Here is a 14,596-nt window from a genome sequence, read left to right on the forward strand (position 1 = left end):
CAGGTCTCCTTAACTTACATTTGCTGATTAAAACAACTTTCTAAAAATTTTTTTTATATAGCTCAATTCCTGCACATCATTTGCTGCATAAACAGGTATAGTTTGTTGCTCAGTACCAGGTATTTCTACAAAAATTTTGCCTACTTCTTGACCTTTTTTAATTGGTGCGGTTACCATATCTTTATACTCAATACGCACTTTAATTTTATCATGTAATCTGCGGTTATAAGTTATGGTAACATCGTTTGCAACTGTAACGGGCACTTTTTTATCTTTTCCATAAACAATATTTATTTCTTCAACTACGCTATCCTTAGCAAATATTTTCTTGGTATTAAAATGATTTAAGGAATATTGTATTAGTCTTTTTGCTTCCTCTATTCGCTCTTTCTCGGTGTCCAAACCATTCACAACAGCAAAAATTCTCCTATCGTTCCGTTTTGCAGATGCTATAATGCCATAACCACCAGCACTTGTATGACCTGTCTTTAGACCATCAACTCCAATATCATGGAAAAGTAAAAGATTTTTATTTTTTTGTACAATATCGTTATATGTCAAATATTGTTCAGAGAATAGGTCATAGTATTCAGGAAAATCAGTAAAAATCCTTTTTGCCAGTGTTACCAAGTCTTTTGCGCTCATAAAATGGTTTTCATCTGGCCACCCGCTTGAGTTAACAAAATGACTATCATTAAGATTTAAATCTTGTGCAACTTCATTCATTTCAGCAACAAAATTCTCCTCTGATCCTGCAATACCCTCGGCTAGCGCTATGCATGCATCATTACCTGAGGCAATTGTAATTCCTTCAAGTAGTTCTTTTACCGTAACAAATTGACCTTCTTTCAAAAACATAGAAGAGCCTTTTCTTTCCCACGCTTTTCTGCTCACTCGAAATTTATCTTCCATATTTATTATTCCAGCTTTTAGATAGTCAAAAGCTACATATAAAGTCATTAACTTACTCATTGAAGAAGGAGCCATTTTCTCGCTGGAATTATGGTCAAAAATGAACGAGTCTGAAGCTAAATCTAAGACAATTGCTTGCTTTGCTTTGGTTCTAAACTGATATGAGTATGAGTAAAAAGGAAATATAAAAATTAATAGCAAAGTTACTAATTTGCTTAACATATTTATAATTTTAAATTTATAGTGTACTAATTAATAGTATGATTTTGCACGAGCATTTCAATAGATCTCTCGCATAAAACTTCCTTGACAAACTGCGCCAGCCCCCTTATTATGCTTACTATTACCCACAAGTATAGAATTCATGAGCAAGTCTCCATCCTTCTGCTAAATCAAAGAGACGTTTCCATCCCTTCCACAAGGCTATAGGACCTGGTTCTAAGTCATTTTTGCGAGCTAAAAACCCTCCTAACTTGGCCACCCACCTCACAATTTCTCTTATAGGTGGTGGAGTCTCAGGATAGTTTTTTGTCTTAAGCATTTTGGTATATAAAACCTTCCATTCGTCATCAGTCAGTATGACAGTGCAAGAAAGATTCGGATTTGTTCTAGCTACCAATGTAATAAAAAATATTCTCCATGCAATTATACTCATAATTGTAAGAAAGCGGATCAATCTATCTGCTGTTTGGAGCCTACATTCTTCAACTTTAAGACCGGATTTCAAAATTTTATGAAAAACCTCTATTCTCCATCTTAAGCAATACCATTGTATTTTTTCTACTGCTTCTTCAAAATTATTAATATTTATATTTGTTAACAAAATCCAGTTTATGGGCTCTTCGCCAAATGGGGGATATCTTTCTATAACATAGACAGCATTTAAATTTAAATTAGGAAGTTTTTGGGTTTTACGTCTAGCGTTGTTTTTTGATGCATTCATCACAAAGTTACTAAACTTTACTTCTAAAACTGTTGTTCTTTGAGGTTTTTTATCGCGAGCAGGAATACTCACTTGAATTTCTCCTTGACAAGACATGCGATTCATCAAATCCCACAATCTTTCACCACCTTTTTCAGAATAAGTCGACTTCTTGTTTACTGTTCTGTTTTGATTTCCTCTTACTACAAAAAGAGATTGATTAGTGGAAGCAACTTCAAATAAATCATAAATATCTGCTTCTCTATCACAAACGGTAACTACCTTAACATCCTTTAATCCAGGATGTTTAGTAGAGTCTTTAAGTGATGCTATCCACCGTATGCTTTCTTTCTCTTCTATGGGAAGAGCAGTATTATGGCTTCTTCTTTTCAACTCCTTTAGGTCTTCAGTTAAGGAAGGTCTAGTACTAATTTTTTGATCCAATAATCCTATAGGTAGTCCTTCTGTTGTAACTGCAAACGTTGTATGCATCACTAATCCATGGGTTTTAAAATTAGTTGTTTTAGATGTTAATCTTGCTGCTATAATCCCTAATCCTTCGGTCTTTTTATGATTTTTATATGAAATATAACTCGTATCCTGGATAGCTAAGATAGTTGAGTATTCTTTAGCTCTTTCAACAGTTTTAATTATATGACTGTCTAATATTTTTCTTTCAGAAATGGCATCGTTTTGGAAAAATCTATAAGCTGCTTTACTTTGATGCCAATCTTCACAAGCTTGATTTATTGAACGCTCAGGCGATTCAGCAAAACTATTAACTATTTTTAGAAGCCTTTTACTTAATCTTATATCACCAAAATTAACAATTCCAAATTCACTTTCTGCCCATTCGCCAGTTGAGGTATTTATAGTTCTTTTCATCATATATTCCATTTTTAGACCATAGATCTATTTATAATAGAAAGTTGAATTAGTAAAATAGCAGCTTTTTCTCCATTTTTAGATTTATGGGTAATAGTAAGCTTATTATGATAATAAGAGTATTTATCCTTGTTTTCGATCCGCGCGGGTTCAACAACAAAAATTCAGTAAAAAACTCAGATATTTATTGGCAAATTACATAAAAATTATAGCGGCTGCATGTCTTTTTTATTTTTTCTACATTCAGCCAAAACGCGCTTATTTTAAGCGTTAGCACATTATTACAGCGCCAATTTACATTATTATAGGGTCAAAACTCGTTACACGGGGATTTTTTTGCCTTTTTTTTTCGCTTGGTAAATTTCTTAACATTTACAGCTAAAGCTTCAGGCCAGCACTTGATGCTGGAAATTTTTTGAGCACAAAAGTTATGCTAGGTTTTTGTTGGTAAGAAACCAGTGTCAAGCACTGGGATGACATAGAAGGAGCACTGGGATGATATATAGAAGGGACACTGGGATGAGGCTACTTGAATGACAAGAAGGAGGGAGCAGGGGATGACAAGAGAGGGGCTACTTTCATTTGCTGTCTTCAAAAATTTACAATTATGCTTCATGTGTTTTATTAAATATTTTACTTAAAAATTCAATTTCTTATTATAAGAGATAAGCAATTCATGAATAATGAAAGATTACAAAAAAGGGCATAGAAAGCGCCTAAGAGAGAGAATTATTTCAGATAGCGGACAATCACTACTTGATTATGAGATTTTAGAACATATTTTATACTCAGCATATAGTAGAATTGATGTAAAACCAGTAGCAAAGAGTTTGATAGAAAATTTTGGTAGTTTAAATAAGGTTTTTAATGCCGATTTAGAAGCACTGCAAAATATTGATGGAGTTAGTAATGCAGCCATATCCGCTATCTTTTGTGTAAAACAGGCTTTTGTTCGCTCTGCACGAGAAGAAATAAAGGACCTGCCTATAATCAATAATTGGAAAAAACTCCTTGATTATTTAAAAGTAAGTATAGGAAGCCTCAATAAAGAAAATTTTCGCGTTATCTACATGAATAAAAAATATCGTCTAATAGCGGAAGATCTGCAAAACTTTGGTACAGTAGATCAAACTCCTCTTTATGTTAGAGAGATCATCAAACGTGCACTTTTAATTCTTACTATTACCCATAAATCTAAAAATGGAGAAAAAGCTGCTATTTTACTAATTCAACTTTCTATTATAAATAGATCTATGGTCTAAAAATGGAATATATGATGAAAAGAACTATAAATACCTCAACTGGCGAATGGGCAGAAAGTGAATTTGGAATTGTTAATTTTGGTGATATAAGATTAAGTAAAAGGCTTCTAAAAATAGTTAATAGTTTTGCTGAATCGCCTGAGCGTTCAATAAATCAAGCTTGTGAAGATTGGCATCAAAGTAAAGCAGCTTATAGATTTTTCCAAAACGATGCCATTTCTGAAAGAAAAATATTAGACAGTCATATAATTAAAACTGTTGAAAGAGCTAAAGAATACTCAACTATCTTAGCTATCCAGGATACGAGTTATATTTCATATAAAAATCATAAAAAGACCGAAGGATTAGGGATTATAGCAGCAAGATTAACATCTAAAACAACTAATTTTAAAACCCATGGATTAGTGATGCATACAACGTTTGCAGTTACAACAGAAGGACTACCTATAGGATTATTGGATCAAAAAATTAGTACTAGACCTTCCTTAACTGAAGACCTAAAGGAGTTGAAAAGAAGAAGCCATAATACTGCTCTTCCCATAGAAGAGAAAGAAAGCATACGGTGGATAGCATCACTTAAAGACTCTACTAAACATCCTGGATTAAAGGATGTTAAGGTAGTTACCGTTTGTGATAGAGAAGCAGATATTTATGATTTATTTGAAGTTGCTTCCACTAATCAATCTCTTTTTGTAGTAAGAGGAAATCAAAACAGAACAGTAAACAAGAAGTCGACTTATTCTGAAAAAGGTGGTGAAAGATTGTGGGATTTGATGAATCGCATGTCTTGTCAAGGAGAAATTCAAGTGAGTATTCCTGCTCGCGATAAAAAACCTCAAAGAACAACAGTTTTAGAAGTAAAGTTTAGTAACTTTGTGATGAATGCATCAAAAAACAACGCTAGACGTAAAACCCAAAAACTTCCTAATTTAAATTTAAATGCTGTCTATGTTATAGAAAGATATCCCCCATTTGGCGAAGAGCCCATAAACTGGATTTTGTTAACAAATATAAATATTAATAATTTTGAAGAAGCAGTAGAAAAAATACAATGGTATTGCTTAAGATGGAGAATAGAGGTTTTTCATAAAATTTTGAAATCCGGTCTTAAAGTTGAAGAATGTAGGCTCCAAACAGCAGATAGATTGATCCGCTTTCTTACAATTATGAGTATAATTGCATGGAGAATATTTTTTATTACATTGGTAGCTAGAACAAATCCGAATCTTTCTTGCACTGTCATACTGACTGATGACGAATGGAAGGTTTTATATACCAAAATGCTTAAGACAAAAAACTATCCTGAGACTCCACCACCTATAAGAGAAATTGTGAGGTGGGTGGCCAAGTTAGGAGGGTTTTTAGCTCGCAAAAATGACTTAGAACCAGGTCCTATAGCCTTGTGGAAGGGATGGAAACGTCTCTTTGATTTAGCAGAAGGATGGAGACTTGCTCATGAATTCTATACTTGTGGGTAATAGTAAGCTTTTAATTGGCTCAACATCGATTGTAATATCCCACAATCACCCAAGCGGAGATATACAGCCTTCAAGCAGCGATATATCACTCACTAGACAGCTGGCAGAAGCTTGTAAAAGTGTAGGGATAGAATTAATAGATCACATTATTATTACATTCAGTAGCTATTTTAGTTTTAAGGAAAATAGGCTGTTGTTAGAGTAGATCTAAAATTACTTTTGCCATTTTCCTTATTATGGAAGTAAAGCTATACATGAAGTGATTGCCAGTGGAGCAAAATTTTCCTTCATGGAAGACAATGTGTGATTTAGGTAGTGGCAAATTGAAAGAAATACATGATATTTGCCACTATTAGACACATTTTCTCCCGTTTTGATAAGACTTGTGAGGTTTTTATTGGTTTTTGAATTTTGTTGAAGCACTCACATGCTTACTCTAATATTTTGTTCACAGAGCCTAGTTAGCTCAATTTCAACGTTAATTTGTGCAGCTCTGAGTTCTGTTAGGGGATTTTCTGGTTGAATATCTAGCTTATTCTGTATGTTCGGTAAACAAATTAAAGATGAATCAAAAATTTCATCATACTGCTCTGCTTCATTTACACAATTGATTATTTCCTTCACATCTTGCGGCGTATCTTTTAATATTACGCTTATTTGGTTTAGGTTTTGACGAAATTTTTCCTGATATCCAGAAATTCTCTCTTGATATATATCAATCATTTTTTGACATGCACTGCCTCTAAATGGGTGTTCTGCTTTTTCCTTTATGTAGGAGCTCTGAAAATTTTTGCAACTAAGGACTGCTTCTCTACATTTTTTTATGTCACTAATTATACTGGTTATTGACTTACTTGCTTTCTCCTGCTCTTCTTTTTTGATTATACATTCATTCTTTGTTTGGCTCATTTTATCATACAGATTTCTGCATTCTTTATATGATACCAGCGGTTGTAGTATTCCTTCCTCTACACCTTTATTATAAAAATTCTTCAACTCATCGCTTGATAGTATTCGTATAGCATCTTCCCTTTTACCTTGTGATTTAGGATACTTTTTGTTCAGTGAACTAATATAATTTAATAGGAAACTCTTAGTTAAATCTTCCTTTTTAACTTCTGATAATTTTTCTAGTGTTTCTATATATTTCAAAGTTTCCGCAAAAAGCTGCGCACCAGATGGAGCAAATCCTGGCAGTGGTTTGCTCTGCGCCTTATAAAAATCGGTTTGTAAAAAATCTTCGGCTTGTTTTTTTATTACTGAAAGTTCATTGAAGGCTTTCTCTGGATTGATTTTTTTTAAAATACTAGTAGCTTTTTTAATCGCTCTTTCTCTCTTTTTATTATCTTGTTTTTCGTTTAAGATTAAGCTTTCAGCTTCAGTAAAAGCATTCCCTTGGGCACTTTTGGCAATATTACAAACAACGTTTTTTACAACTTGCTTAGTTGCTACATAATCTATTTCCTTTGTAAAGCAATCAATAAATAGCTGCCAAATTTTTTTGTTAACGGACTTACTTGTCTTATGTTCGAAATCTTCTACATCTTTGAATCCTAAAATAGTATAGAGATTTTTTTCAATTATTGGTTCAGCATGTTGTTTTGCCACTTTACCTTTTATATTGAATAGAAATTCACTAATCTTAGTTGTGCCCATAATATTACCTCACAATATTAATGTTATATAATATAAAGTATAAAAGCTTAATGTTTAATTTTTACTTACTATTAATATAATTGAAGATTAGCTTTGTTCCTATATTAAAACTTTAACTCCTAGTTTGTTATCAGTAATATTTATATAAATAACTATAATTCATGCCTGAGCTTGGAAATATACTACTTTTGGTAGCTTGTTTATTGTCATTAACATACTTATTTTTACCGCTCAATTCTTATCGATTTATCACCAATGCCATATTTTTTTGTGTATCAACATCAATGGCTATTTTGATCTACTGCCACATTACAAATGATTTCTCACTCGAAAACGTATATTACCACTCACATACAACAAAACCTTTGGTCTATAAGATTTGTGGAGTTTGGGGAAATAAAGAAGGATCTATGTTGCTTTGGGCATTAGTGCTTGTCATATATTTATTACTAATGGATATTTATATACCTTCTGTCACCCCAGTTTCCCCCTCTGTCATCCCAGTGCCCAGACACTGGAATTTAATTGCAAATGAGTACATCAAATGGCAGTGTAATAAAAACTGGATTCCAGTGTCAGCTACTTGCATGACACCAGAACGGACTAATGGTAGTAAATTAAAAAAAATATCTCTTATCACTCATGGGCTGATTTGCTTTTGTTTTTTACTGTTCACTTTAATTGAATCCAGCCCCTTCACTAAAATGCCAGGCATTGAAACAGATGGACTGGGTTTTAATCCGATATTGCAGGATATAGGCCTTGCTATTCATCCACCGATATTATATTTGGGGTACCTTGGATTTAGCGTGCCTTTTTCGCTCTCTATAGCTGGATTAATTGCAAATACTGAAGGAAATGTTTGGGCTAAAATTGTCAAGCCTTGGGTACTTATTTCTTGGTCGCTGCTCACTTTGGGCATCAGCTTGGGTAGCTGGTGGGCATATCGTGAACTCGGTTGGGGTGGATTTTGGTTCTGGGATCCAGTGGAAAACGTTTCTTTGATGCCGTGGCTAATTGCAGTGGCGCTGACACATTTGTTGCTTGTTGTACGAAATTTCAATACTTTAAGGAATTTCGCTATTTTACTTACGCTTACAACTTTTATATTGAGTGTAACTGGAACATTTCTAGTCCGCTCAGGAATACTTACCTCAGTGCACACGTTTGCAGATGACCCAAGATATGGACTGTATATATTAGCTCTACTTGGTGTAATTACAGTCAGTAGCTTAGTAATATTTGTAGTGTTTACGAGAAAGAATCACACATCTTTCCAGTATTCGATATTGGAATCTGAAAAGAAATCTGCTACTCAAGTGACAGAAGGTAGAAGATTCTTTTCACGCCTTACGATGATGCTGATGAACAATTTATTATTCATCACTGCCTTTTTCATCGTGTTCGTTGGCACTTTATACCCTACAGTGCTTGAGTATTTAACCGGTGAATTAATTTCAGTTGGAGCACCATATTACAATTCTTTATTTAACTCTATTGCACTAGCTATTCTAGTACTCACCATGATAGGGCAATACTGCAGTTGGCAGGGAAATAGTCTATTGCCAATATTCCGTGAATATAGATTTTCATTTTGTAGTGCTGCATCTATTTTGCCGTTTATCTTTCACATGAAGCTAATGATTGTGCTATCAATTAGCATCTCTATAGCATTATTAGTTTTTGTTTTGGAAGCATATAGCAAAAGAATTTGTTTGTTTAAGGTAGAATTTAGTAAGTCAATTTTACTCGCAAGAAGAGTTTCTAGTTCTTATTATGCAATGATGATCGCTCACGCTGGAGTGGCAATTCTAGTGCTTGGTATATCTTATTCAGTTGGTTGGCAGGAGAAAAAAGAAAACTACTTGGGAATAGGAGACAGCATAACAGTCAATAAATTCAAAGTCACTTTACGAAACATTGAATTTATAAAAGAAAAAAACTTCCATGCAGTAAGAGGTACAATGGATATCAGGAATTTGCTTAATAGTAAGATATTAGGTGAAGTAACTCCTGAATATAGATTTTACCTTGCGGAAGGTCAGAAAAATGTTGAAAGCAGCATTTATCACAGTTTATTTTCTGATATCTATGTTGTTATTGGTGAAATTGACAAGAATAAAAGCAAAATCGCAGCCAAAGTACACTATAAACCAGGAATGTCTATAATTTGGCTTGGATCTTTTCTCATCGCCTTTGGTTCACTACTTGCTGCTTTTTCTTCTAGCAAAAAAGTAGTTCCTTCAGTATGATGAAGTTTGCATTTTTTGGCAATTTAAACTTAAGCTAAGTAACACAACCTCGCGAGCGAATTTTCTCTATGTCCTGTTGTACAACAGGAAATAAAGATATATTTTCTAATGAAGAACTTACATGATATATGGAATCTTTTTCTAAAACTTCCTCAGGCCTTTTAAAATATCCCTGCTCAATAGCATCGTAGACAAAATAACGGCCAATTAAGCAATTCTTACCTAACTCTTCTTTATAATTTTTGAATTTTTCCAATATTTCCTCTTTATTGTTCACTGCTACTATAATTTTGTTTTTATCTTGCACATCATTATACAACCTAACATGTACTTTTCCCAAATCAGTATGAAAAGTCAGTACTATATTACCTATAAGGTCAGTATAATTTCTTACCCCACCTTTCGTTAAAACTTCTATCTCGCTTTCACCGATTGCTATCACGTCTCTTCGAAATTCTGTGCTTTCATCTGTTCCATTTACGATTTTTGCAGCCTCGACTATACTATTCTTTGAGTATTTCAAGTAGAAAGTGAAGTTGTCCATTTTTGCCTCTTTTACCTTACCAGTAGTTGCGTTTTTTGCAGCTTCCAAAAACCTTAGAGAGTAATGTATATAGCTTTTACGTGCTTCTTTAAGATTAGCTTTGTGGTCTTTAAACTTCTCTAGTTTATCAATTACAATTATACTACTTAGAGTTTCAAATACTGCACCTCTTTTTACCAAATTACATACTATGCGACTAGCAACTTCTATGTCCCTTTCACCTTGAAAAATCTTTAATTCACTAATTCTTCTTATTACATAATCTGTAAAATTATACTTACTCTCATAAGTATTTTCATATATATTTCCCTTATAAGTAAAATTGAACCTTACCCTAGATTTTATAGCTTCATTTACAATCTGTTCTAGCTGATCTATATCTTGAGCTTCATTTAATTGATTTAAATATTGCAATGGTTCTTGCTTCTCTAGTGTGAAATCATTCCATAAATTTATATATTTGTCTTCTTTATTAAGGTCAACTTGTGTTTTTTTACAAAAAGTTTCATAAAGAACATCATCAGTTAAAAAGCACTCTTTAATATTAAGGTTGGGATTATTAACTGCAAATTCTATTGGAGTTTTACCTTTTTTATCTTTTATATCAAGATTAGCTCCTTTCCTTAGAAGCAATTTGATAATTGTATCACAATGACCAGAACGAGCAGCATAATGCAAAGGCGTTCTTCCTGTGTCGTCCTTTTCATTAGGATCAGCACCTGAATTCAACAGTAAATCTATGCATTCTTCTGAACTGCTACATTCCATACTTGATAGAATATGCAGTATTGTCAGTTTAGATTCTCCTCGTTTAAGGTTGAGAATGGTTTTTAGATCTTGACTACTTTTATGATCTAGTAAAAATTTTTTAATTTTTTTAATATCATTATTATAATCTTGATAAGTGATATGTGGAAAATCTTTAATAATAGTTAAAAATTTTCTATTCAATTCCTTCTGATTTTCTGTTAAGTTGGACCCATCAGCAAGCCACATCGGTATCAACTTACTAAATGCACTTCTTTCAATATTATCAATTAAAGAACAGTCATGTAGCAATGAGTATTTGATCAATTCATATTCATCATCCTCTTGTTGCTGTGTTTCTTCTGCTTTCTTAGGATGCTTAAAATCATTTTTTATTGATTCAACCAAGAGCTTTAATGTGTTAAAACTTTTATGTCCCAATAAAGGATCTGCTCCTTCTTTAAGTAGAACTTCTACTACTGCTAAATTACCATTCCTAATAGCCCAGCATAATGGAGTACGCTCGTACTCATCGACTACATTAACACTAGCTCCCTTTTCTAGGATAGCTTTTACTATTTCCATTTGGCAATTTTCAGAAGAAACAGCATAATGTAATGCAGTACTCTCAACCTGGTTTACTGCATCAACATTAGCCCCCTCATTTAATAGGAGTTCTACTATCTCTTTATGTCCATTGATAGCAGCACAATGCAAAGGAGTACATCCATCTTCATCTGCTGCATTAATATTAGCCTTGTTTGCTATGAGAACTTTTATTATCTCTGTATAACCAAAGCGAACAGCAGCGTATAAAGGAGTTATCTTAACTTTATTTACTGCATCAATATTAGCCCCTTTGTTTAACAGGAGTTCTACTATCTCTTTATGTCCATTGTGAGCAGCACAATGCAAAGGAGTGCATCCATCTTCATCTGCTACTACAACACTAACCTTGTGTGCTATGAAAATCTCTACCACTCCTATACTGCCACATGCAGCAGCAAAGTGTAAAGGAGTCCATCCATCTTCATCTGCTGTATTAACATTACCCCCTTTTTTTATTAAAAGCTCTGCTATCTTTACAAGATCATTTCTAGCAGCTATATGTAAAAATGTATTTTGATCATCGAATCTATAATTTATGTTAAATCCATTATCTTGCCACTTTTTATACGTGTCTGGATCTTCTTTTTCCAATTCCTCTTTTACCCTTTCGATTATATTGTTCTCATTTAAGTCACTTATTGTCCTTAATATTTTTAACAACCGTTCATATTCCATAATTCTACCTCAAACTATTTGTTTTTGTACTATAGCTAAAAAAAATTATTGATCCATAATAAAATAACCAACACCAGAGTAAGCGGTTTGCTGCTAACATATTTAAAAATGTTATGAACTTAATAAGAGAAAAAAATACCCCTGTAATGGAGCAATATTTGAACCTGAAAGCTCAATACAAGGATCATCTGCTATTTTATAGGCTAGGAGATTTTTATGAGTTGTTTTTCGATGATGCTATTAAAGCTGCGAAATTGCTGAATATAGTGCTAACCAAGAGGGGCAATTCAAATGGGCAAGAAATACCAATGTGTGGAGTGCCAGCACACAGTAGTGAGTCTTACCTGCACAAGCTAATAGATTTAGGATTCAAAGTAGCAATCTGTGACCAATTAGAAACTGCTGATGAAGCAAAAAAGAGGGGCTATAAATCCATAGTAAAACGTGATGTAGTGCGAGTTGTAACTCCAGGTACAATTATAGAAGATTCACTACTGGAGGATAAAAGCAATAATTATCTCGCATCCATAGTTGAACAAAATGATGAATATGCTATTAGTTGGCTTGAATTATCGACGGGAAAATTTTTTCACACTTTAACAAGTTTGAAGGCTCTAGATAGTGATTTATTGCGTATATCACCAAGAGAATTATTAATTTCTGAAAAATTCATTGAGGACGAAAAAATTAGATCGATTTTAAAAAATTATAAAATATCAATTACACAACACGCACAGAGTTTTTTTGAGTATAGTAAATCTCACAGAACGTTATGCGAGTTTTATAAAATCAGGGAACTTGGGAGTATAGGAAATTTCAGCAAAGTAGAAATCATGGCGTGTGGTGCACTGCTTGAATATGTCAGAGTAACACAAAGGGGCTCCATTCCAAGGCTTGAATTCCCAAAAACCTATAAGCAACAAAATTTCATGCTTATTGATGCTTCAGCAAGGAGAAACCTTGAGTTGTTTTCAACTCAATTTGGTGAAAAGAAAGGTTCACTAATTTCAGTTATTGATCACACAGTAACAGCCTCTGGTGGACGCCTGCTCAAACAAATGCTCGCTTCACCCCTTGCTTGCTCTAAGGCAATTAATTTGAGGCTCAGCACCGCTCAATTTTTTGTAAATAATCATGAGCCACGCAGAAAAATACGAGAGATATTATCTAACATTCCAGATATTGAGAGGTCTTTATCGCGCCTAATACTAGGGCGTGGTTCACCAAAGGATATGAACCTATTAAAAATAGGCCTAGGAAAAACTTTAGAGTTGTCTGAGTTTCTGTCTACCTTGCATAATTATTGTTTAAGTGAAAAATCAGAAATTAACTCTCAGATGTCATTCCAGTGCTTGACCAGAGAAAAGGAACCAGTTCAGGTGATAAGTAGTGACGAGAGTGAACTAAGCACAATACATAAAAGTCTTGGTAATCATAAAGATCTATTCGAGCTTCTAAACAGCGCTATACTTGATAACAACCTCAGTTCCGTAAAAGAAGGAGGATTTATCAATCCAAAATACAACTCAGAATTATCTGAGTTATCTTATATATTGAACAACAGTAACAAGTTGGTAACTAAGCTCCGTGAATCTTATCGCGACCTAACTGGCATTGCTGCACTCAAAATATTACACAACAATATACTTGGTTATTACGTTGAAGTGTCGGCAAATCACAAAATAACTTCGGATATATTTATTCATAGACAAAGCTTAGCAAATAGCATGCGCTACACTACTAATGAATTGAAAGAACTAGAAAATAAAATTCTTACGGCACGTGATGCTGCAATCGGCTTAGAAATGAAAATTTTTAGTGAACTGTGTAGTGAAGTCGCTAAAGAATCTGAAAAAATTGCTCTTGCTGCAAATGCTTTGGCAAAACTTGATATTAGAACCGCATTTGCAGAGCTTGCAGTGCAAAATAATTACGTAAAACCCATTATTGATGACAGCAAAGAGTTCAATATCTGTAGCGGAAGACACCCAGTGGTTGAAGTTAACGATAAATTCATTGCAAATAGCATCAATTTAGCTGGTATACATCTAATTACTGGTCCTAATATGGCTGGAAAAAGCACTTTCTTGAGGCAAAACGCTCTCATTGCAGTTTTAGCTCACATGGGGTCATTTGTGCCAGCAGAGAGTGCGCATGTAGGAGTGATTGACAAGATATTCAGCAGGGTTGGCGCAACGGATAATATAACAGCTGGTTATTCTACCTTCATGGTAGAGATGATCGAAACAGCAACGATAGTAAATCAGGCAACGGACCGTTCCTTGGTGATACTTGATGAAATTGGTAGGGGCACAGGGGTGTATGATGGATTATCTATTGCACAGGCGGTGATTGAACATATTCACAATGTAAATAAGTGCCGCGCCATTTTTGCAACTCATTATCATGAATTGACTAAAGTAGGTGAATACTTAGAAAATGTGAAATGTTTTTGTATGAAAATAAAAGAATGGAAAGGAGAAGTCATCTTTTTACATGAAGTAATTGAAGGCATTGCAGATGAGTCATATGGAATACATGTAGCAAAACTTGCTGGTTTTCCTGATTCTGTTTTAAACAGAGCAAGAGAAGTATTTGAGGAGCTAAAGGCTTGAGGAAAGTAACATTATATTACTCCACAATTATGGATTTTA

9 protein-coding genes are annotated in these 14,596 nt (G+C 33.8%); 5 read left to right on the forward strand and 4 right to left on the reverse strand.

Going from position 1 to position 14,596, the window contains the following annotated elements; all coding sequences use genetic code 11:
* Positions 1–27 precede the first annotated feature (27 nt).
* Both HGO49_RS06460 and HGO49_RS06465 read right to left on the reverse strand, forming a co-directional pair.
* Positions 28–1,134 (reverse strand): D-alanyl-D-alanine carboxypeptidase family protein, encoded by a 1,107-nt coding sequence (locus HGO49_RS06460; RefSeq protein ID WP_017532040.1) that lies wholly within the window; start codon positions 1,132–1,134, stop codon positions 28–30.
* 121 nt (positions 1,135–1,255) lie between these two features.
* A complete protein-coding gene (locus HGO49_RS06465) occupies positions 1,256–2,722 on the reverse strand; it encodes an IS4 family transposase (RefSeq protein ID WP_172758531.1) in 1,467 nt (488 codons plus the stop codon).
* Between the two features lie 680 nt (positions 2,723–3,402).
* Between HGO49_RS06465 and HGO49_RS06470 the strand changes: the two genes are divergently transcribed.
* Genes HGO49_RS06470 through HGO49_RS06480 form a run of 3 tightly spaced genes read left to right on the forward strand, consistent with a single transcriptional unit; the run spans position 3,403 to position 5,664 of the window.
* Positions 3,403–3,981 (forward strand): JAB domain-containing protein, encoded by a 579-nt coding sequence (locus HGO49_RS06470; protein WP_237398550.1) that lies wholly within the window; start codon positions 3,403–3,405, stop codon positions 3,979–3,981.
* Positions 3,982–3,992: 11 nt separating this feature from the next.
* On the forward strand, positions 3,993–5,459 hold the full coding sequence (locus tag HGO49_RS06475; protein ID WP_172758531.1) for an IS4 family transposase: 1,467 nt from the start codon (positions 3,993–3,995) through the stop codon (positions 5,457–5,459).
* The gene (locus tag HGO49_RS06480; protein ID WP_017531732.1) at positions 5,437–5,664 is read left to right on the forward strand and encodes a JAB domain-containing protein; all 228 of its coding nucleotides are present in this window, start codon (positions 5,437–5,439) and stop codon (positions 5,662–5,664) included. Before HGO49_RS06475 ends, HGO49_RS06480 begins: the two co-directional genes overlap by 23 nt.
* A 218-nt stretch (positions 5,665–5,882) precedes the next feature.
* Here HGO49_RS06480 and HGO49_RS06485 read toward each other — a convergent pair whose 3' ends face one another.
* Complete coding sequence (locus HGO49_RS06485; RefSeq protein ID WP_017531731.1) at positions 5,883–7,115, reverse strand: hypothetical protein; 1,233 nt, start codon at positions 7,113–7,115, stop codon at positions 5,883–5,885.
* Positions 7,116–7,276: 161 nt separating this feature from the next.
* On the opposite strand from HGO49_RS06485, the gene HGO49_RS06490 reads away from it, so the two are divergent.
* Positions 7,277–9,367 (forward strand): heme lyase CcmF/NrfE family subunit, encoded by a 2,091-nt coding sequence (locus HGO49_RS06490; protein ID WP_026092591.1) that lies wholly within the window; start codon positions 7,277–7,279, stop codon positions 9,365–9,367.
* Between the two features lie 34 nt (positions 9,368–9,401).
* On the opposite strand, the gene HGO49_RS06495 is transcribed toward HGO49_RS06490, so the two are convergent.
* Positions 9,402–11,942, reverse strand: a complete 2,541-nt coding sequence (locus tag HGO49_RS06495; RefSeq protein ID WP_017531729.1) for an ankyrin repeat domain-containing protein — start codon at positions 11,940–11,942, stop codon at positions 9,402–9,404.
* Positions 11,943–12,055: 113 nt separating this feature from the next.
* Here HGO49_RS06495 and mutS point away from each other — a divergent pair, with 113 nt between their 5' ends.
* The gene (gene mutS / locus HGO49_RS06500; RefSeq protein WP_017531728.1) at positions 12,056–14,557 is read left to right on the forward strand and encodes a DNA mismatch repair protein MutS; all 2,502 of its coding nucleotides are present in this window, start codon (positions 12,056–12,058) and stop codon (positions 14,555–14,557) included.
* Positions 14,558–14,596 lie beyond the last annotated feature (39 nt).

It is taken from the genome of Wolbachia endosymbiont of Diaphorina citri, assembly GCF_013096535.2.
In the GTDB taxonomy this organism is placed as follows: Bacteria; Pseudomonadota; Alphaproteobacteria; order Rickettsiales; family Anaplasmataceae; genus Wolbachia.